This window comes from Microbacterium sp. PI-SA-G, from assembly GCF_057215335.1.
Genome location: NZ_CM170103.1, coordinates 19,117 through 37,186, shown reverse-complemented (window position 1 = coordinate 37,186; position 18,070 = coordinate 19,117). Strand labels below are relative to the sequence as shown.

The following is an 18,070-nucleotide window of genomic DNA, read 5'->3' as shown; positions in this document are numbered from 1 at the left end:
GGTCAGTCCTTCCAGGGGGTGAATGCGGCGACGAACATCGCCAGGCTGAGGAGCACGCCGAGGTCGGCGCCGTTGAACACGTGCATGCCGTTCTCGAGCGGGGAGATCGCGGGGATCGCGCAGAAGATCGCGAGCGAGAGGCCGCAGATCAGGAGCACCCAGCGCCACGGCGCGAGCGGATAGATGCTCGCCGGGGCGGGGACGGGCGAGGTGTGGTCGAGGCCGCTCAGGTGGAGCCCGGCCGGGAGCGGCGGAAACTCCACCACGTCGACCGCTTCATCGGTACTCTGGTCATCAGGCATCTGCATTGCCTTTCGTTGTTGGTGAAGCACCCGTTCCAGCGGGTGCTTCGCTGTTTCTGGGATCAGTCGGGGAGCACGAGCGCGCCGAGACGCACTCGGAGTCGCTCGAGGCCGCGCGATGTGATGCGCACCTGCGGGGCTGCGGGGACCAGGTCGCCTGTGGCGTGGTCGCGGTAGGGCGGCATCGCCCGCTCAGTGAGATAGCCGCTGTCGAGGGCCCTCGCGTACGGCCGCCACCGGCGACGCTCGCCCCGGTAGGTCCAGCCGATCTCTGCGAGCGACTCGAACAGGCGCTGCGGGCCGGTGTCGACACCAGCGCGCTTCAGGATGCTCGCGGCATCCGCGACCGCATAGTCGGTGCCCGCGTCGGCGAGCTCGTCCCATGCCTCGGCGCGCGGGGTGAGCACCGAGATCTGCTCGTCCTTGCGCTCGATGATGCCCTGGGCAGTCACGAGCGCACGGGACATCAGCTGCTCGGGCGTCTCTGTGACATAGGTACCGGTGCGGCGGATGCTCGGGAGCACCTCGTGCGTCACCCAGCGGCGAAACTCCCGCACCTTCGGGGAACGGCTGATGAGCATCAGCGCGAACAGGCCCGACTCGCTGACGACGCCCATCTGCTGTCGACCTCCGAGGGTGTCCACGGCGGCGGACGCCCTTTCGTCAACGTCGAGCTGTGCGATTGCGTCGCGGTACTTCACGATGCCGAGCACGTCACATGCGTCTTTTGCCACGAACCAGGGCTCGCCGCCGATCATTGCGGTGCGGACTCGGTCGCCGTTGAACTGAAAGCGGACGACACCGGTCACGGCGAGCGCGCTCATGATGCCTCCTCCCCTACGCTGTTCAGGTGGATGAGATCACTGCGGCGTGGATCGGAGTCGGGGGCGCCGTGGTTGTCGGTCTCGTTGGCTGGGTGTTCGCCGGCGTCGCGAACAAGCGCGCGAAGAACGCCAACGGGCTCGCGGAGGCCGCGAATCAGCTCGCCGCGGATGCTGTCCGCCAGGCTGCCGAAGCGAACCAGATTTCCCAGCACGCGAATCAGCTCAGTGAGCAAGCGAACGCGATCTCCTTGGCTCAGTCCGCTAAGCAGTCCGACCCATCGCACGTCGAATGGGTCGCGAAGTGGGACAAAGAAGCCTCCGTTGCGAGGATCACCAATCGCGGCCGCCACGACGCGCTCGACTCGACCGTCCTCTTCAAGCGAGCAGACGTCGAGGAGCTCGTAAGGGGCGATGACCGCATTCCCCGTGATGGCGAGATCGCGATCGCGTTCCCGGAGGTCCCTCAGCGCCGGGAGAACCACCGGATTCACAACGAGGAGTTCAGCGCCCGCGCCAGAGTTGACCGCATCGGCGTCGTAAACCTCCCGTTTGGCTTCCATCTTCACTTCGACGTGCGATGGCTGAGCGAGCTCGGGAACCCCGGACAGCAGACCGTCAAGCTCTACGTGAGCTAGCCGGAGCTCGAGCGACGCGGTCAGGGCATCCGTCCCCACGGTGTCCCGACCCGCCTGGCCCGATACCCCACCGGGCACCCGGTCCCCAGACCGGGAGATCATGATGCCAACCCCTCTCCTAGAGTGATCGACATGGATTGGTTAGCAGTCGTTCCGGTCGCGACGGTGATCTCCGTCGTCGTCACGCTCGTCGTGCGGTACTTCGATATTCCGCGAGCAGTCTTGACGATCGAGGGGCAGTACATGCGTGCTGACCTCCTGGACCCACGTCCCGAAGTGCAGCAGTTCGACTTCTTGCTGACGAACGCTGGAGATGGCCATGCGCGCGAACTCGTCGTCACCGGGCATCTCTGCGACGTCGCGATCGCCCTGGACCCTGCGGCCCCAGGGAAAACCCGCCGCTTCGTGCAGCGGCTTCCGAACCTCGCGCCTGGAGAGTCAGTCGTCGTGAACGGCATGGCGTTCGAGAAGGACTGGGAGAACGTTGCTGTCGTGATCACCTGGAATCACCGACCTGGTAGGGCCTGGTCGCGAGCCACTCGACGTATCTTGCAGGTACGAGTCGGAGAGGTGGATGTAGTCCCCTTCTTGCCAGTAGGAGGATACGAACCACTCGCGCTCCCGCGACGCTGGCGGCGATTGCGACGGCTGGAGCGGCACACAGCGAGGTGGCGAGACTCAGCTGGCCGACGAGAAGAAGAGTCGCTTCCGGACCCTGAACAATCAGCATCGAAGTGAAGCTCAAATGCTCGCTCATGACCCGGCCTCCGATTCACGGCAAGCGGCGAACCACTCGATCACGTCGGATCGCGAGTAACGGATCAGACTCGATCCCGGCAGCTTGTGCCAGGCCGGGCCCGTCTTCCCGTCACGGGCTCGGGCATCACGCCATCGCTCGAGGGTCTTCGTGCTTACCTCGAGAACCTCGGCCAGAGTCTTCGGAGACATGATCGCCGGGACATCCTCGAAGCCGACGGCGCTGCTCAGAGGTTCGACGGCCTCCGGTTCTGCGCCTCGGGCGAACGCGGTGACGTTGCTCACGATGCCACCGCTTCCGATGCGATGATCCTGCGCTCAGCTCGCGCGATGATCGCGGAGGCCGTTGTGTCCAACTCGGCGGCAACCGCTGCGAGCAGAGACGGTGTGAAGGCTGCATGACCGTTCACCCGCGACGACAATGTCGCGCGTCGGATGCCGAGCTTCTCAGCGATCCCCTTCACGGAAGCCGTTCGGCTGCGGGCGATCTCCGACCGCACTTCTGCGGCTACACCGGCATCGAGACCGGTGAACCCAATTCGGTTCATGTCCATAACCCCAGCGTGAACCGAATTCGGTTCAAAGTCAAGTTTCTTGCGCTAGGTGAACCGAAATGGGTACACTCCCGAAGTGGCTAAGAATCTGCTCCCCATGGACGCGCTCATCGCCGGATACCTCCTGGAGGCCGTGCAACAGTCCGGCGTCACCTACAGGCAGATCGCTTCCGACACCGGCATGTCGATCAACCGCATCGGGATCATCCTGCGCCAGGAATCGCCACCCGCCACTCTCGGCGAGATCGGCCTTATCGGATCCGCGGTCGGCCTCTCGGCTTCGGAGCTGGTCGAGCGGGCCGAGAGTGTCGTACGCCGCCCACAGGATTACGAACTAGTCGCGAACGAATCGATCGACGAGTTCCCCGAAGGAAACGACGCCGACTACGACAACGCATAACCATGCTTTACCGAGGGGGTCCCGCATGGACGTATGGAATCTCGCAGCCGATCTAGGCCTAACCGTCCGTGAACACCGCGGCACTCACCGGAGCGGCTACGCTCCCGGAAACAACCACATCGAGCTCACGCCCGGCATGCGTGGTCGTGTTCTCCGCGGCGTCATGTGTCACGAGATCGCTCACCACGTGCTCGGCCACCGACCGACTGACTTCGGCCTGATCCGCAAACGGCAAGAGGCCGCTGCGAATGTGTGGGCAGCGCAGACGCTCATCGAACCGGCGGCCTATGCCGAGGCGGAGCAGCATCACAACGGTCATGTCACGTCGATCGCGATCGCGCTCAACGTGCCCGATGAGCTTGTCGTCGTCTTTCGCAGCCTCCTGCTTCGGACCGAGGGCGCTGTGTATGTGGACCCGCGCATGGGCGCCGGGCAGTTCGCGCACCGCATCGAGGTCGGCTGATGGCGAAGGCATGGATCACTGACCGGTGGGTAAAGGACGCGAAGGTCGCGATGCCAGACGGGACCGTGACCAAGATCAGCCCGTCGAGTGCGCAGATGAAGTCGCTGAAGACAATGCCGGAGCACTTTCGCACGACGAAGTTCGGCAGAGGCTCGCGATGGGAGGCCGGCTGGTATGACCCTGATGGCCTGCAGAAGAAGCGACTGTTCGCGCGTCGCTCGGATGCCGAGGCGTTCATCGCAGAGATCGAGGACGACATCCGGTCCGACCGATACGTCGACCCCTCCGCGCGCGAGCGGACGTTCGAGGCTGCCGCCGAGGCGTGGCTCGCGTCGAAGAACAGGATCAAAGACTCGAGCTGGCGGCGCTACCGACGCGAGCTCGACAACTACGTCCTCCCCCGTTGGGGTTCGCGCGCAGTCGGCAGCATCACGCGCCCGCAGATCGACGCGTGGATCGCTGAGCTGCGCGCCGGCACTGCAGTGTTCGTCTTCGACAAGAACAATCACCTCAGCGAGGGGGGCCGCAAGCCCGTGAAGATGAGCGCTGCTTATCTCCGCCACGTTGTCGGATCGACATTCGGGGGTGCGATGCGCTATGCCGTCGCCGAGCAGTGGATCGGGCGTAACCCTCTCGCCAAGGTGGAGTTCCCGCGCGACGAGGGCGACATCGAGAACGATCTCCCCTCGCTCTCGTACGTGCAGCTCGACAGCATCTCTTCGGCCGTTGCCGCGGTGGCCCGACGACCGGTCGACGGCGTGCTGTTCGACATGCTCGCGAACAGTGGACCTCGCATCGGCGAAGCCACGGCGCTGAAGATCAAAGACCTCGATCTCGATCAGAAGCGCGCTCGCATTCATCGCACGTGGACGACCGATCGCGCCGGGCTGCGGAAGCTCGGGCCGGTCAAGACGTGGGAGAAGCGGTGGCTGCCGCTCGCCGACTTCGTCGTCGAAGGGATCCGCGAGATCGTCGCCGGTCGCGATCCCGAGGACTTCTTATTCGTCACCGTGCGAGGCGCAGCCGTCGATGGCAAGAACTGGTACAACCGGGTCTGGCTCAAGGCGAGGCAAGCCGTCCGGTCGGCATCCGGCTACTCGGTTCACGACCTCCGCCACGTAGCCGCGACGAATGCCATCGCGGCGGGCGCGGACGTGAAGCTCGTGCAGCTGATGCTCGGCCACAAGGACGCCACCGAGACACTGAACACGTACTCCCATCTCTGGCCGAACCGCGTCGACGAGGTTATCGACGCCGTCGAACGACGTCGTGCGGCCGCGCTCGGTCTCGGCCAGCTCCGCGCCCTCTAGCGCCTCTCGCTCATTCCCATGTGAGACGAATATGAGACGGCTGCCCTTGCGGCCAAATCCGGGCATAGAAAAAGCCCCGGAGATCCGCGTGATTCTGCGGTTCTCCGGGGCTTGCTGGTCGGGCTGACAGGATTTGAACCTGCGACCCCTTGACCCCCAGTCAAGTGCGCTACCAAGCTGCGCCACAGCCCGTTATCCGCGCTCGCGCGCAGGCAACTCCACTATCTTAGCCGCACCGAGCGGCGTGCGCGAACCGAGCCGTTGCGGGGTGTCGGAGGCCCAGCGTAGCGTTTCGGCATGGCAACGATCACGACAGAGCGGGCAACCAGCGACCGGTGGGATGACGTGCAGCACGCGCTGACGGGCGGCGGCGACGGAGCCAGCTGCCAGTGCATCTGGCCCATGCTCAGCAACAAGGACTGGAACGCGACCACGACGCCCGAGCGCACGGAGATGTTTCGCGCCGAGATCGACGCCGGCCCGCCGCCGGGCATCATCGCCTATGTCGACGGGGAGGCTGCAGGGTGGATCCGCATCGGTCCCCGCCCGAAGCAGGCACGCATCCCCCGCACGCGCATGATCGCGGCCAGCACCAGCGAACCGTTCGACGACGAGTCTGTGTGGGCGGTCACGTGCTTCGTGGTGCGACGCGAGCACCGCGGCATCGGGCTCAACGGCACCCTGCTCGATGCGGCGGTGGAGTTCGCACGCGAGTCCGGTGCACGCGTGATCGAGGGGTATCCGGTCGACACCGGGGGCGCCTCGCAACGCGCGAACGATCTCTTTCACGGCACGCTGCGCACGTTCCTGGCCGCGGGCTTCGAGATCGCGTCCGAGATGAAGCCCGGGCGGACGCTCGTCGCACGAGAGCTGTCCTCGCCCGCTCAGCCGACCCCTCCCACCGATAGCGTGGAGCCATGAGCGATGAACAGCCCACCATCGAGGATCCCGTGCTCGGCACACTGCGCCGCGCGACGACCGAGTTGACCGACGGCGAGGAACTCGTGCACGATTGGTTCGTCGGCACCGTGCAGGCCGGTGACGACGACGTCGAGATCATGCTCGAGAGCACCACGGTCGAGGAGGCCTCAGTCCTGCTCCCCCGCGTGCGGCAGATCATCGCCGACTTCGAAGCGCTCCGCCGCCGCGCGTCGGACGCCGTCGTGACCCGGTTCAGTCAGGGCGAACCGGAGCAGGACGAACTCGACGACGCCGCATCCGAACTCGCCGTCGACACGATCGAAGCCTCGGCCGACGGCACGATCGTGCTGCACCTGACCGACGGCGGCGACCACTTCCCCGAGGGGTACTGGCCCGCCGTGCACCTCGCCGCCGATGACAGCGTCGTCGACGTGACCGTGGAGTCCTGACCACCACCATGGCGTCTGCCACGCGCCCGTCCGACGAGACCAAGCCGACCCGCGCATCTCTCACCCCGCTGGTGTTGTCGGTCGCGCCGTTCATCATCGTCTCGGCACTGCACGTCGCACTTCTCGGCATCGACAGCGCGTGGGCCGGCCCGACCAAGATTGCGCTCATGCCGCTGCTGGCCGTCGCGGTCGTGGTGGCGGCGCGACGTGTGCGCTCTCGATCCGCTCTGGCCCTCATGCTCGTCGCACTGCTGTTCTCGTGGTTGGGCGACAGCGCGGGCTCCTTCTTCCCTGCAGCACCCGAGTTGCCCCTCATGCTCGGCTTCTTCGGCATCGCGCACATCGCGTACATCGTGCTCTTCGCGCGACACCTCGCCCGCTCGCGGATGCCGTGGTGGGCTCTCGTCTACGCGGCATGGTGGGTGATGATGCTGACCGTTCTCGGTCCGCACACCGGCGGACTACTCCTCGCCGTGGGCGCATACGGCCTGGTGCTCGGCGGAACCGCCGCATTCTCGGCCCGCTGCTCAGCCATCGTCGCGACAGGCGGCGCGTTCTTCCTCGCGAGCGACACGATTCTTGCATTCCGACTGTTCCTGCCCGACGGGCTGCCGTCATGGAGCGAGCCCGCTGTCATGCTCACCTACACGCTCGGACAGGGCCTGATTATCGCGGGAGCACTGCTCGCCCTGCAGACGAGGAGTCCCGATGCCTGAGTCCGTGCGCGTCGACAGCTGGCTCTGGGCGATCCGCGTCTACAAGACCCGATCCGCCGCGACGACCGCATGCCGCGCCGGGCATGTTCGCGTGAACGGCGACAAGGTGAAGGCCGCTCAAGCCATCCGCATCGGCGACGAACTGCGCATTCGCATCGCCGGATTCGACCGGATCCTGTTCGTACGCCAGCTGCTCGTCAAGCGCGTCGGCGCACCAGTCGCCGCGCTGGCATACGAAGACCGCACTCCGGAACGCGAGCCTCAAGCCGCACTCGGGCTGCGTGATCGGGGAGCCGGGCGGCCCACGAAACGGGAACGCCGCGACATCGATCGACTGCGCGGGCGCGACGATCACGACGGCGAGTTTTCCACAGAGTAGCTTCCGCTTTTCGAACATATGTTCTATGCTGGAAGCATGCCTGCAACCGCCGACACCGCTCTCGAACTCGAGGAGCGACGGCGCCTGCTCGACGAGTGGGGCGAGACGCGGCGTGAGATCGCGCGACTCGAAGCACGGGCATCCACCCTTCTCATCGAGCGCATCGCCGTGCACGACGACGACGTGGCAGCGAGCCCATTCCACCGCGACTCGATCCACCGAGACATGATCGCCGAGTACGCGGCGGCCGGCCATCTGCCGAAGGGTTCGATGGACTTCGCGTTCGCCGATGCGCTGGCGATCGCGTCGTCCTTTCCCGCGGTGCGCGCTGCTTTCGAGGCGGGCACGATCTCGGCCGCACACGTGCGCGAGATCGCGCGCGCCGGCGCCGTCGTCAGCGAGGCCGTGCGCAACCGGAAGGCGGATGCCGGCGCACTCTCGCTCTACGAGACGGCTGTTCTCGTGGTCGCCGAGGCCGACACCGCTGCCCGCACCCGGGCGCACGCGCGACAGGTCGCCGCGGCACTGGTCGGGGAGACCGTCAACGATCGGCACGAGCGTGCCCAGCAAGAACGCTCCGTCCGCGTGCGCTCCCTCGACGACGGACTCGCGCTGCTGACGGCCGTTCTGCCGGAGCACCTCGCCCTGGCGATCCAGGACCGCCTCACGCAGATGGCGCGTGAGGTCATCCGCACGCGCGACGATCTCGATCCCGTCCTCTCCCCCGACTCCCTCGACCTCGGCCCCGATCCGATCTCGCCCGACGACCTCTCGCTGGACGGCCTCTTCGACGACGCGGTGATCTTCGGCGACTCCGACACATTCACGACCGATCCCCTGCGTGGCCTCATCGACCCGCTGACCCATCCGCAGCGCTCCCCCGACGTCGAGCACATCCCGGCCGACCGCCGTACCCTCGACGAGACCCGCGCCGACCTTCTGATCGACCTGCTGCTGGCCGCAGACCCCGGCACCGTCCACAGGACCGCGCTCGACGGGATCCAGGCGCGCATCCAGGTCACGATCGGCGCCTCGACGCTGTCCGGCGCCGATGATCGCCCCGGAGAGATCGACGGCCACGGGCCGCTGCATCCCGACATCGCACGAGATCTCGCCAGCCGGAACACCGGATGGAGCCGACTTTTCCTCGACCCGAGCGGCATGGTCACCGAAACCGACACCTACACTCCGACCGAAGGCATGCGCCGGTATCTGCGCGCCCGCGATCAGCACTGCCGATTCCCGGGGTGCCGCATGCCCGTGCACCGATGCGACATCGATCACAACCATGATCATGCGAAGGGCGGGCGCACGCACCTCGACAACCTCAGCCACGTCTGCCGGGGGCATCATGCGCTGAAGCACCCGGATGTCGACTCCCGGCACAGGTGGACAGCACGCGCGCTTCCGGGCGGGGCGATCGAGTGGACCAGTCCGCTCGGGCGCGACTATGCAGATCACCCGCCCCGGCGCGTGATGTTCGTCTGACGCGGCAGCGGCCAGAGCCAGCCCGAGAGACCGATCAGAGAGCAGTCAGCCCGCGGACGGCGTGATCAACTCGCGCAGCCAGCGGACCGAGGCGATCTGCGCTCCAGCGCTCTCCGCCCGGGCTCGCAGGTCGCGATCGCTGGTCACGACGAACACCTTCTGCCCGTCGGCCACGCGACGAGCCGCTTCCGCGACGATCTCATCATCACCCTCAGCCGGCGCCCGCACCACGTCGACGGCAGACGTCGAAATCGTTCCAGGGCCCGCTTCTGCTCCCGCGGAAGTCTGCGCCGCCGAGTCATCCAGCGACCGCGCCCGCCCCTCCACGACAAGAGCGACCTCCGGGAACCAGATCGTGCCGCCGAGGCCGAGATCGTCAGCCGGCACCGAGAGGTCCGCGAGCTGGGAACGCAGCCGTGTTGCCGCTCCCGCACGATCCTTCCACCATCCGTCGGGCACGGATCCGACCACGTTCGCGCCATCCACCACGACCGCCGGTCGTACCGAAAGCAGCTCGCGCAGCATCGGCCACGCTGCTCCGAACCCCGGATGCAGCGGCAGATCCGCGACGCGATCGACCGGCACCCACTCCAGAGCCACGCTCTCGGGATCACTGATCACCGGTTCGAACGGCACCGACACGTCGACCACGACCGTCGTGTACGACCAGATGCCGAGCTCGAGCACGCTGGTGAACCGTGCACGCGTCGCGCCGTCCGGCACGCCGGCCTCCTCCTGCGCCTCGCGCAACGCACCGACGAGGGCGCTCTCGCCCTCATGCAGAGCGCCACCGGGAAGACCCCACGTGCCGCCGAAGTGGCTCCACGCCACGCGATGCTGCAGCAGCACCCCGCGCTCGGCGTCGACGACGAGCAGCCCGGCGGCGCCGTAGCGCCCCCAGTACCGCTCACCCGTCGGGGCGACAACCCAGGCGTCCCCGGAGTCGCGCGGCCCCACAGGGCGGCGCGGCTCACCGGGGCCGGGAGGAACGATGGTCACGTCCCCAGCCTTCCACAGGCCAGGAGCATCGGCATCGGATCGGTCATACGCCGGAACAGCGACGCGCGATCAGCGCTGACGCTTCTCGCGCACGCGCATGTTGATGACGATCGGGGTGCCGTCGAACTCGTACAGCTCGCGCAGGCGACGCTGAATGAATCGACGGTAGCCCGGGTCGAGGAATCCGGTCGTGAACAGCACGAACGTCGGCGGACGGGTCGATGCCTGCGTGCCGAACAGGATGCGCGGCTGCTTGCCACCGCGCAGCGGGTGCGGGTGCTCGGCGACGAGTTCGGCGAGGAACGCGTTGAACTTGCCGGTCGGGATGCGACGGTCCCAGTTCTGCAGCGAGGTCTCGAGCGCCGGCACGAGCTTGTCGAGGTGACGCCCCGTCTTCGCCGAGATGTTCACGCGCGGGGCCCAGGCGACGTGCGCCAGGTCCTGCTCGATCTCGCGCTCGAGGTACCGACGGCGGTCCTGGTTCTCCAGGTCGTCGTCAGTCAGGCGGTCCCACTTGTTGAAGGCGAGCACGAGCGCGCGTCCCGACTCGAGGACGAGGTCGATGATGCGCACGTCCTGCTCGCTGATCGCCTCCGACACATCGAGGACGACGACTGCGACCTCCGCCTTCTCGAGCGCGGCTGACGTACGCAGCGACGCGTAGAAGTCCGCACCCTGCGCCATGTGCACGCGGCGGCGGATGCCGGCGGTGTCGACCAGGCGCCACAGCTTTCCGCCGAGCTCCACGATCTCGTCGACCGGGTCGCGCGTCGTTCCGGCGAGCTCGTTGACGACCACTCGCTCTTCACCCGCCGCCTTGTTCAGCAGCGAGGACTTTCCGACGTTCGGACGACCGAGGATCGCGACGCGACGCGGTCCGCCGATCTCGGCCTTCGCGACGGCCGACACATCCGGCAGCTTCTTCAGCAGCGCGTCGAGCAGATCGGCGACGCCACGCCCGTGGATCGCCGACACGGGGTGCGGCTCCCCCAGACCGAGGCTCCAGAGTGCCGCAGCCTCGGGCTCCTGCCGCGCGTCGTCGATCTTGTTCGCAACGAGGAAGACCGGCTTGCCGCTCTTGCGCAGCATCTTGACGACGTGCTCGTCGGTCGACGTGGCGCCGACCATCGCGTCGACCACGAACAGCACGATGTCGGCGAGGTCGATCGCGACCTCGGCCTGTGCGGCGACGGAGCGGTCGATGCCGCGGGCGTCGGGCTCCCAGCCGCCGGTGTCGACGAGAGAGAAGCGGCGGTCAGCCCACTCGGCCTTGTACGTCACGCGGTCGCGGGTGACACCGGGGGTGTCCTCCACGACAGCCTCGCGGCGGCCCAGGATGCGGTTCACGAGCGCCGACTTGCCGACGTTCGGGCGACCGACGATCGCCACGACGGGCAGCGCCGGGAAGAACTGGATGCCGTCCTCACCGAGCGTGATTCCCGCGAGAAGAGCGGCATCCTCGTCGTCCAGGTCGTAGTCGGCGAGACCGGCGCGCAGCGTCTCGGCGCGAGCCTCGGCAAGCTGCTCGTCGAGCGCTTCCATCTTCTCGGCGAGCTGGTCGGGGCCGCCTTCGTATTCGTCGTCAGCCATGGTGTACTCCTCGGATTCGTTCGATCACCGAGAGAACGGCGTCGATGGTCTGTGGGAAATCGAGCTCCGTCGAATCGACGACCTCGACGCCGTCTGCGGCGTTCAGGAAGTCGACGACGGCGCTGTCGGATGCGTCGCGTTTGTGCAGGGCGGCGGCGACCGCATCCGCATTCTCGCCGGCGAGTTCGCCGGCGCGTCGAGCGGCACGCACCTCGGGCGCCGCGGTGAGCAGGATGCGGACGGGCGCATCAGGAGCGACGACGGTCGTGATGTCACGGCCCTCGACGACGACGGCAGGGTACGGCGACTCGGCGACGAGCGAGCGGAACAGCTCGTTCACCTGCGCTCGCACCTCGGGTACGCGGGCGACGCCGCTCACCGCGCCGGACACGCGGGATTCGCGGATCGCGTCGGTGATGTCGGCATCGCCGACGCGGACAGTGCGGTCGTCGGGGTCGAGCCCGAGTCGCACCGGGAAGTCGGAGGCGGCGGTCAGAACAGCATCCGCGTCGTCGGTGTCGGCACCGCGGTCGAGCACATGCCAGGCGAGTGCCCGATAGGCCGACCCCGTGTCGAGGTAGCCGAAGCCGTGGCGACGCGCGACGGCCTTCGAGACGCTCGACTTGCCCGAACCGGCCGGACCGTCGATCGCGATGAACTTGGTGGCGTCAGTCATTGGTGTTCCCCGCAATCCGCCAGCCGCGCTCCTGCAGACCCGCGATCGCGCCATGCAGTGCGGCCGGCTCGACGCTGATCTCCGCCAGACCGAACTGCGCGCCGGGCGAGTGCTCGAGGCGCAGGTCCTCGACGTTGACGCCGAGTTCGCCGAGCTCGCCGAAGAGGCGCCCGAGCTGGCCGGGGGTGTCATCGATCATCACGACGAGGGACTCGAAGCGCTGGTTCTGTCCGTGCTTGCCCGGCAGACGCTCGACGCCGTCGTTGCCCTGTCGGATCGTCTCGGCGACCACGCGCCGGGCGCCGGGGGCCTCTGGCGCACGCAGCGCCTCGGAGACCTGACGGAGGTCGTCGGCGAGGGAGTCCAGGATCTCGACGACGGGACCGGCGTTGGCCCCGAGGATCTGGACCCAGAGTTCGGGGGCGGATGCGGCGATGCGCGTCGTGTCGCGGACGCCCTGTCCGGAGAGGCGCAGTGCCCCCTCCTCGGCGTCGGCAAGGCGTCCGGCCAGCAGACTCGCGACGACCTGCGGCACGTGCGAGGTGAGCGCGACCGAGCGATCGTGCTCCTCGGGCGTCATCTCGAGCGGCATCGCACCGACGTCGAGCGCCAGCGCCTCCACCAGAGCGAGGTCGGCGGCCTTGGTGTCGCCGTCACGGCAGACCACCCAGGGGCGCCCGATGAAGAGGTCGGCCCGCGCCGAGATCGCTCCCCCACGCTCACGCCCGGCGAGCGGGTGCGAACCGATGTATCGGGCGAGATCGACGCCGCGGGACTGCAGCGTGCGGAACGGCTCGAGCTTCACGCTCGCGACGTCGGTGACCACCGCGTCGGGGTAGCGCTCGAGCTCGGCCTGGATCACGTCGGCCGTCACGTCAGGCGGAACCGCCACCACGATGAGCGTGGGGCGGTCGTCGGCGGCGGCCGCGCGCCCGGCGCCGTAGTCGATGGCCAGCCGTAGCTGCGCAGGAGACGCGTCCGTCAGGACGACGTCGGTGCCCTTGGCCCGCAGCGCGTGGCCGATGCTCGATCCGAGGAGCCCGGCCCCGACGACACGCACCGTGCCCGACAGCCGGGGCGCGACAGCGAGCGACTGTCGCCCGGTGGGCACACTCGTCTCTGTCACTCGTTCTCCTGCTGCTCGCCTGGCGCCTCGGCGGCGCTGGAATCACGACGCGACAGGGTCAGAAGCGCGCCGAGTTCGATTTTACCCAGTTCGCGCGTCTTTCCCGCCGGGAGCGTTCCCAGGTGCAGCGGACCGAACTGTCGACGCACCAGTTCGATGACCGGGTGTCCGACCGAGGCGAGCATCCGACGCACGATGCGGTTGCGCCCAGAGTGCAGGGTGAGCTCGACCAGACTCGATCCGCGTGACGTGTCGAGCAGGCGCGCCTTGTCGGCGACGATGGGGCCGTCCTCCAACTCCACACCCCGCGTCAGGGTCGCGATCGTCTGCGCGGTCACGGTGCCTTCGACCTTGGCGATGTACACCTTCGTGACGCCGAAGGAGGGGTGCGCGAGCACGTGAGCGAGCTCGCCGTCGTTGGTCAGGATGAGCAGACCGCTGGTCTCGGCGTCGAGTCGGCCGACGTTGTAGAGCCGCTCCTCGTACTTCTCGGTGAAGAGTCGCAGGTCGGGGCGCCCGTTCTCGTCGCGCATGCTGCTCACGACGCCGGTGGGCTTGTTGAGCATGACGTAGCGCTTCGACACATCGAGCTGCACCGCGCTGCCGTCGACGTCCACGAGGTCGGTCTCGGGGTCGATGCGCCGGCCGAGTTCGGTCACGGTCACGCCGTTCACACGGATGCGCCCTTCGACGATGTAGTCCTCGACCACGCGTCGCGACGCCACGCCGGCCGCGGCGAGCACCTTCTGCAGACGCACGCCCTCGGGAGGTGCAGTATCAGTCATCGGATGGTCCCTTCGTCAAAACCGTCAGCGCCGTCATCGAGCAGCGGCGAGATCGGTGGAAGCTCGTCGAGAGAGTTGATGCCCAGGTGCTGCAGCAGGGCATCGGTCGTCCCGTAGTTGATGGCGCCGGTCTCGGAGTCGGCGAACAGTTCGGTGATCAGGCCGCGCGCGAGCAGCGTGCGCACGACGGAGTCGACGTTGACGGCGCGGATCGACGCGACCTGGCTGCGGGTGACCGGCTGCTTGTACGCGATCACCGCGAGCGTCTCGAGCGCGGCCTGCGACAGCCGCGCGGGCGCCTGCCCTCCGACGAACTCCGCCACCAGGTCGTCGTGATCGTCGCGCACGTAGAGGCGCCAGCCGCCGCCGACCTCACGCAGCTCGAACCCGCGCCGCGGACCGGCGCCGTGGCCGTCGTAGTCGGCGACCAGGGTCTCGATCGTCTGCCGCACGGCCGGCACGGGGGCGCCCACGGCAGCGGCCAGCGCGACGAGGCCGATCGGCTCGTCGATGATCAGCAGGATCGCCTCGACACGCTCAGAGAGCGGCGAGTCGTGCACGGGCTCGGCGACGGCATCCGTCGTCAGGTCATCGGTCATAGTCGGCTCCCAAACTCGCCAATGTCTCGTCCGACCAGGAGTCGGCCGCCCAGCGCAGCGTGAGCTCGCCGAGCGGTTCCAGCTGCTCGAACGACAACGCCGCGTGCCGGTACAGCTCGAGCACCGAGATGAAGCGGGCGACCACGATCCCCGGTTCCCGTACACCGGCGACGAGCTCGCGGAAGCTCAGTGATTCGGTGCCGCGCAGCAGCGTGACAACAATCGCCGCCTGCTCGCGGATGCTGACCAGCGGCGCATGCAGGTGATCGAGTCCGACGTGCGGGATCTCCTTGGGCGCGAACGCGAGAAGCGCAAGGGCCGCGAAATCGTCGACCGTGAGCGACCACACCAGCTCGGGCGTCTTGCGCCGGTGCTTCTCATCGAGACGTACGGCGCGCACGTGCCGGCGATCCTCACGCTGCAGGCACCGGGCGAACCACGCTGACACCTCCTTGAACGCGCGATACTGCAGCAGCCGCGCGAACAGCAGGTCCCGGGCCTCGAGCAGCGCGACCGCCTCGGCGTCGACCAGTTCGCCCTGCGGCAGGAGCCCGGCGACCTTCATGTCGAGCAGGGTGGCAGCCACCACCAGGAACTCCGAGGCCTGGTCGAGCTCCTCGTCGTCGTCGAGCTCTTTCAGATACGCGATGAACTCGTTGGTCACCGCGCTCAGCGACACCTCAGTGATGTCCATCTCGTGCTTCGTGACGAGGTTCAGCAGCAGATCGAAGGGGCCGTCGAAGTTCGACAGCGAGACGCGGAAGCCCGAACTCTCCTCGGGGCGCGCGTCGGTGAGGCTCTCGTCAGGCGACGGCGCCACGGGCGACCAGCTCCCGCGCCAGCCGCAGGTACGCCTGGGCGGCGGCGTGCTCCGGCGCGAACTCGGTGATGGGCACGCCCGACACCGAGGCGTCAGGGAACTTCACGGTGCGACCGATCACGGTCTCGAGCACGTCGTCGCCGAACGCCTCGACGACTCGCTCCAGCACCTCGCGCGAGTGCAGCGTGCGCGGGTCGTACATCGTCGCCAGGAGTCCGTCCATCGTGATGGAGGGGTTGAGCCGGTCGCGGACCTTGTCGATCGTCTCGATCAGCAGCGCGACGCCACGCAGCGCGAAGAACTCGCACTCGAGCGGGATGATCACGCCGTGCGCTGCCGTGAGCGCGTTGACCGTGAGGAGGCCGAGCGAGGGCTGGCAGTCGATGAGGATGACGTCGTACTCCCCCGTGACCTGACGCAGCACGCGCGCGAGGATCGTCTCGCGGGCGACCTCGTTGACGAGGTGCACTTCCGCGGCGGAGAGGTCGATGTTGGCGGGCATGACGTCGAGGCCCTCGACGCCGGAGGCCACGATCGCATCGTGCGCGTCGCGCTTGGTGTCGAGCAGCAGATCGTAGATGGTGGGCACGTCGTGGGTCTGAATGCCGAGACCGGCAGACAGGGCGCCCTGAGGGTCGAAGTCGACGGCCAGCACCTTGCGGCCGTACTCCGCGAGCGCGGCGGCCAGGTTGATCGTGGTCGTCGTCTTGCCGACGCCGCCCTTCTGGTTGCAGAGGGCGATGATCCGCGCGGGACCGTGCGATGTCAACGGTGCAGGAGTGTCGAAGCCGTGATACGGGCGGCCGGTGGGTCCCATGGGAGTGTCGTCGGCTTTCTGTGCCTTCGCCCTGGACTTCGCTCTGTCAGCCACCGATTCTCCTGCTCCCTCGTGCTTGATCGATTGTAGCGGCCAGCCCCTTCCTCGTCGTCCCGGCGCGCCCGCGCTCAGGCTCCGCGCAGTGCGGCGACGGGTTCGATGCGCGCCGCACGGCGAGCGGGATACCACCCGGATGCCCAGCCGACGAGTGCGCCCAGCACTGCTCCGGCGACGGCGATGAGCGGATCGGTGACCGGCGCCCATCCCTGCACCACGGCGACGACGATCACACCGACCACGCCGACCGCGGCCCCGATGATCCCGCCGATGAACCCGATCACGATGGACTCGAACATGAACTGCGCGCCGATCTGCCGACGGGTCGCGCCCAGAGCACGACGCAGGCCGATCTCGCCGATCCGCTCCATGACCGACAGCAGGGTGACGTTCGCGATGCCGAGTCCTCCTGCCAGGAGCGCGATCACCCCGAGGATCAGGAACACGACGTTGACGTCGGACTGCACGTTCTGGCTGAGGTCGGACGCCCCCGCGGGAGCTCGGGCCTCGAGCGAATCGGGGTCGTCTGGCTGCAGCGCCAGCACCGACTGCTTCGCCACCTGCGGTCCTGCGCCGACGACGATGTGGATGGCGAGCTCGCTGGGTGCCGTGAGTCCGAAATCGGCGCGCGCCGCCCCCTGCGGGATGATCACCGCGTCGACGAGATCCGACCGCCGGTCCATCCCGTCGACGATCCCGATGACCGCATACGGCACTCCCGCGATGAAGATCGACGGCTGCGAGTCGACGCGGTTGGCCCCCATCCGCTCGGCGGCACGCTGTCCGAGCACGGCGACCCGATCGGCACGCGCGTCGTGGCCCTCGTCGAAGAAGCGACCGGTCACAAGCGCACCCTCTGCCGCGTCGAGCAGATCCTGGGTGGTGGCGAACAGTCGCGGAGACGCTGCGATCGGCGCCGACGGGTCGTTCACCGGCACGGCTGTGATCGTCTCCCCCTCCGTCAGCTCGACCTCGCCGATGAGAGCGGCGCTGTCGACACCCGCAAGTAGGGCGACCCTGGCGGGCGAATCCCATGGCAGACGGCCCGCGGCCACCGTCGTGTTCTGGGCTCCCGACTGCGCCTTCGCCGCCGTGACGACGACCTGCGTCGCGGCGACGCCGTCGAACTGTCGCGCGATCTGGGCAGCGGCCGTCTGGGCGAACCCGAGCGTGGCCACCAGAGACGCGATGCCGAGCACCGTTCCGAGAATCGTCATCACCAGACGAGCAGGGCGCGAGCCGATGTCTGCGGTGGCCTCGGCGACCAGATCCTGGAACGTGAACCGGTCGGCGTGCGCCACCGCGGGCAGGAGGGACTGATCCGGCTCGGAAGTCTTGTCCGGCTCGGAAGCCTGAGCCGGCTCCTCGCCCACCGCGCGGCCTTTGGTGCGCCGCCACGACAGA

The 18,070-nt window shown here is 67.9% G+C and carries 23 protein-coding genes and 1 tRNA gene; 10 read left to right on the top strand and 14 right to left on the bottom strand.

Annotated elements, in window-relative coordinates; translation table 11 throughout:
- Nucleotides 1-2 precede the first annotated feature (2 nt).
- Together AC2D10_RS00195 and AC2D10_RS00190 are read right to left on the bottom strand one after the other, a co-directional pair.
- Complete coding sequence (locus tag AC2D10_RS00195) at nucleotides 3-302, bottom strand: hypothetical protein (protein ID WP_484709734.1); 300 nt, start codon at nucleotides 300-302, stop codon at nucleotides 3-5.
- 62 nt (nucleotides 303-364) lie between these two features.
- Nucleotides 365-1,126, bottom strand: a complete 762-nt coding sequence (locus tag AC2D10_RS00190) for a BRO family protein (protein WP_484709733.1) — start codon at nucleotides 1,124-1,126, stop codon at nucleotides 365-367.
- A gap of 26 nt (nucleotides 1,127-1,152) precedes the next feature.
- Here AC2D10_RS00190 and AC2D10_RS00185 point away from each other — a divergent pair, with 26 nt between their 5' ends.
- Both AC2D10_RS00185 and AC2D10_RS00180 read left to right on the top strand, forming a co-directional pair.
- Entirely contained in the window at nucleotides 1,153-1,761 is a 609-nt protein-coding gene (locus tag AC2D10_RS00185) for a hypothetical protein (protein WP_484709732.1), read from the top strand.
- 132 nt (nucleotides 1,762-1,893) lie between these two features.
- On the top strand, nucleotides 1,894-2,499 hold the full coding sequence (locus tag AC2D10_RS00180; protein WP_484709730.1) for a hypothetical protein: 606 nt from the start codon (nucleotides 1,894-1,896) through the stop codon (nucleotides 2,497-2,499).
- Nucleotides 2,500-2,514: 15 nt separating this feature from the next.
- Here the strand turns inward: AC2D10_RS00180 and AC2D10_RS00175 are convergent, their stop codons facing one another.
- Together AC2D10_RS00175 and AC2D10_RS00170 are read right to left on the bottom strand one after the other, a co-directional pair.
- Nucleotides 2,515-2,709: a helix-turn-helix transcriptional regulator gene (locus tag AC2D10_RS00175; RefSeq protein ID WP_484711778.1), complete on the bottom strand. Its 195-nt coding sequence runs from the start codon at nucleotides 2,707-2,709 to the stop codon at nucleotides 2,515-2,517.
- Nucleotides 2,710-2,798: 89 nt separating this feature from the next.
- Nucleotides 2,799-3,065, bottom strand: coding sequence for a helix-turn-helix domain-containing protein (locus tag AC2D10_RS00170; protein ID WP_484709728.1), 267 nt, complete (start codon nucleotides 3,063-3,065; stop codon nucleotides 2,799-2,801).
- 103 nt (nucleotides 3,066-3,168) lie between these two features.
- Between AC2D10_RS00170 and AC2D10_RS00165 the strand changes: the two genes are divergently transcribed.
- The 3 genes from AC2D10_RS00165 (at nucleotide 3,169) to AC2D10_RS00155 (ending at nucleotide 5,244) form a co-directional block, all read left to right on the top strand.
- Nucleotides 3,169-3,471 (top strand): hypothetical protein, encoded by a 303-nt coding sequence (locus AC2D10_RS00165; RefSeq protein WP_484709727.1) that lies wholly within the window; start codon nucleotides 3,169-3,171, stop codon nucleotides 3,469-3,471.
- A 163-nt stretch (nucleotides 3,472-3,634) separates the two neighbouring features.
- Nucleotides 3,635-3,934, top strand: a complete 300-nt coding sequence (locus AC2D10_RS00160; RefSeq protein ID WP_484709725.1) for an ImmA/IrrE family metallo-endopeptidase — start codon at nucleotides 3,635-3,637, stop codon at nucleotides 3,932-3,934.
- A gap of 65 nt (nucleotides 3,935-3,999) precedes the next feature.
- A complete protein-coding gene (locus AC2D10_RS00155) occupies nucleotides 4,000-5,244 on the top strand; it encodes a tyrosine-type recombinase/integrase (protein ID WP_484709724.1) in 1,245 nt (414 codons plus the stop codon).
- 115 nt (nucleotides 5,245-5,359) lie between these two features.
- Here the strand turns inward: AC2D10_RS00155 and AC2D10_RS00150 are convergent.
- Nucleotides 5,360-5,436: transfer RNA gene (locus AC2D10_RS00150), tRNA-Pro, on the bottom strand.
- A 105-nt stretch (nucleotides 5,437-5,541) separates the two neighbouring features.
- Here AC2D10_RS00150 and AC2D10_RS00145 point away from each other — a divergent pair.
- From AC2D10_RS00145 to AC2D10_RS00125, 5 genes are read left to right on the top strand one after another with little or no spacing between them, the layout of a single operon-like run.
- Nucleotides 5,542-6,165, top strand: coding sequence for a GNAT family N-acetyltransferase (locus tag AC2D10_RS00145; RefSeq protein WP_484709722.1), 624 nt, complete (start codon nucleotides 5,542-5,544; stop codon nucleotides 6,163-6,165).
- Complete coding sequence (locus tag AC2D10_RS00140; protein ID WP_484709721.1) at nucleotides 6,162-6,614, top strand: hypothetical protein; 453 nt, start codon at nucleotides 6,162-6,164, stop codon at nucleotides 6,612-6,614. The genes AC2D10_RS00145 and AC2D10_RS00140 overlap by 4 nt, the downstream gene beginning before the upstream one ends.
- Nucleotides 6,615-6,622: 8 nt before the next feature.
- On the top strand, nucleotides 6,623-7,330 hold the full coding sequence (locus tag AC2D10_RS00135; RefSeq protein WP_484709720.1) for a lysoplasmalogenase family protein: 708 nt from the start codon (nucleotides 6,623-6,625) through the stop codon (nucleotides 7,328-7,330).
- A complete protein-coding gene (locus AC2D10_RS00130; protein WP_484709719.1) occupies nucleotides 7,323-7,709 on the top strand; it encodes an RNA-binding S4 domain-containing protein in 387 nt (128 codons plus the stop codon). Before AC2D10_RS00135 ends, AC2D10_RS00130 begins: the two co-directional genes overlap by 8 nt.
- Before the next feature lie 36 nt (nucleotides 7,710-7,745).
- Entirely contained in the window at nucleotides 7,746-9,197 is a 1,452-nt protein-coding gene (locus AC2D10_RS00125; protein WP_484709717.1) for an HNH endonuclease signature motif containing protein, read from the top strand.
- Between the two features lie 45 nt (nucleotides 9,198-9,242).
- Here the strand turns inward: AC2D10_RS00125 and AC2D10_RS00120 are convergent, their stop codons facing one another.
- From AC2D10_RS00120 to AC2D10_RS00080, 9 genes are all read right to left on the bottom strand, one after another.
- Entirely contained in the window at nucleotides 9,243-10,196 is a 954-nt protein-coding gene (locus AC2D10_RS00120; RefSeq protein ID WP_484709714.1) for an NUDIX domain-containing protein, read from the bottom strand.
- Between the two features lie 69 nt (nucleotides 10,197-10,265).
- Nucleotides 10,266-11,786, bottom strand: coding sequence for a ribosome biogenesis GTPase Der (gene der / locus AC2D10_RS00115; protein WP_484709712.1), 1,521 nt, complete (start codon nucleotides 11,784-11,786; stop codon nucleotides 10,266-10,268).
- A complete protein-coding gene (gene cmk / locus AC2D10_RS00110) occupies nucleotides 11,779-12,462 on the bottom strand; it encodes a (d)CMP kinase (protein ID WP_484709709.1) in 684 nt (227 codons plus the stop codon). Before cmk ends, der begins: the two co-directional genes overlap by 8 nt.
- Entirely contained in the window at nucleotides 12,455-13,588 is a 1,134-nt protein-coding gene (locus AC2D10_RS00105) for a prephenate dehydrogenase (RefSeq protein ID WP_484709708.1), read from the bottom strand. The genes cmk and AC2D10_RS00105 overlap by 8 nt, the downstream gene beginning before the upstream one ends.
- On the bottom strand, nucleotides 13,585-14,373 hold the full coding sequence (locus tag AC2D10_RS00100) for a pseudouridine synthase (RefSeq protein ID WP_484709705.1): 789 nt from the start codon (nucleotides 14,371-14,373) through the stop codon (nucleotides 13,585-13,587). Before AC2D10_RS00100 ends, AC2D10_RS00105 begins: the two co-directional genes overlap by 4 nt.
- On the bottom strand, nucleotides 14,370-14,972 hold the full coding sequence (gene scpB, locus AC2D10_RS00095) for an SMC-Scp complex subunit ScpB (protein WP_484709704.1): 603 nt from the start codon (nucleotides 14,970-14,972) through the stop codon (nucleotides 14,370-14,372). Before scpB ends, AC2D10_RS00100 begins: the two co-directional genes overlap by 4 nt.
- A complete protein-coding gene (locus tag AC2D10_RS00090; RefSeq protein WP_484709703.1) occupies nucleotides 14,962-15,792 on the bottom strand; it encodes a segregation and condensation protein A in 831 nt (276 codons plus the stop codon). Before AC2D10_RS00090 ends, scpB begins: the two co-directional genes overlap by 11 nt.
- Nucleotides 15,776-16,609, bottom strand: coding sequence for a ParA family protein (locus tag AC2D10_RS00085; RefSeq protein WP_484711777.1), 834 nt, complete (start codon nucleotides 16,607-16,609; stop codon nucleotides 15,776-15,778). The genes AC2D10_RS00090 and AC2D10_RS00085 overlap by 17 nt, the downstream gene beginning before the upstream one ends.
- 128 nt (nucleotides 16,610-16,737) lie before the next feature.
- Complete coding sequence (locus AC2D10_RS00080) at nucleotides 16,738-17,976, bottom strand: ABC transporter permease (RefSeq protein WP_484711776.1); 1,239 nt, start codon at nucleotides 17,974-17,976, stop codon at nucleotides 16,738-16,740.
- Nucleotides 17,977-18,070 lie beyond the last annotated feature (94 nt).

Bases quoted from the DNA above. Each gene is read 5' to 3' on its own strand.
- der (WP_484709712.1), bottom strand. From the start codon at position 11,786: ATGGCTGACGACGAATACGAAGGCGGCCCCGACCAGCTCGCCGAGAAG.
- AC2D10_RS00135 (WP_484709720.1), top strand. From the start codon at position 6,623: ATGGCGTCTGCCACGCGCCCGTCCGACGAGACCAAGCCGACCCGCGCA.
- AC2D10_RS00195 (WP_484709734.1), bottom strand. From the start codon at position 302: ATGCCTGATGACCAGAGTACCGATGAAGCGGTCGACGTGGTGGAGTTT.
- AC2D10_RS00190 (WP_484709733.1), bottom strand. From the start codon at position 1,126: ATGAGCGCGCTCGCCGTGACCGGTGTCGTCCGCTTTCAGTTCAACGGC.
- AC2D10_RS00160 (WP_484709725.1), top strand. From the start codon at position 3,635: ATGTGTCACGAGATCGCTCACCACGTGCTCGGCCACCGACCGACTGAC.
- AC2D10_RS00170 (WP_484709728.1), bottom strand. From the start codon at position 3,065: ATGAACCGAATTGGGTTCACCGGTCTCGATGCCGGTGTAGCCGCAGAA.
- AC2D10_RS00175 (WP_484711778.1), bottom strand. From the start codon at position 2,709: ATGTCTCCGAAGACTCTGGCCGAGGTTCTCGAGGTAAGCACGAAGACC.
- AC2D10_RS00180 (WP_484709730.1), top strand. From the start codon at position 1,894: ATGGATTGGTTAGCAGTCGTTCCGGTCGCGACGGTGATCTCCGTCGTC.
- scpB (WP_484709704.1), bottom strand. From the start codon at position 14,972: ATGACCGATGACCTGACGACGGATGCCGTCGCCGAGCCCGTGCACGAC.
- AC2D10_RS00145 (WP_484709722.1), top strand. From the start codon at position 5,542: ATGGCAACGATCACGACAGAGCGGGCAACCAGCGACCGGTGGGATGAC.
- AC2D10_RS00140 (WP_484709721.1), top strand. From the start codon at position 6,162: ATGAGCGATGAACAGCCCACCATCGAGGATCCCGTGCTCGGCACACTG.
- cmk (WP_484709709.1), bottom strand. From the start codon at position 12,462: ATGACTGACGCCACCAAGTTCATCGCGATCGACGGTCCGGCCGGTTCG.
- AC2D10_RS00085 (WP_484711777.1), bottom strand. From the start codon at position 16,609: ATGGGACCCACCGGCCGCCCGTATCACGGCTTCGACACTCCTGCACCG.
- AC2D10_RS00165 (WP_484709727.1), top strand. From the start codon at position 3,169: ATGGACGCGCTCATCGCCGGATACCTCCTGGAGGCCGTGCAACAGTCC.
- AC2D10_RS00100 (WP_484709705.1), bottom strand. From the start codon at position 14,373: ATGACTGATACTGCACCTCCCGAGGGCGTGCGTCTGCAGAAGGTGCTC.
- AC2D10_RS00130 (WP_484709719.1), top strand. From the start codon at position 7,323: ATGCCTGAGTCCGTGCGCGTCGACAGCTGGCTCTGGGCGATCCGCGTC.
- AC2D10_RS00125 (WP_484709717.1), top strand. From the start codon at position 7,746: ATGCCTGCAACCGCCGACACCGCTCTCGAACTCGAGGAGCGACGGCGC.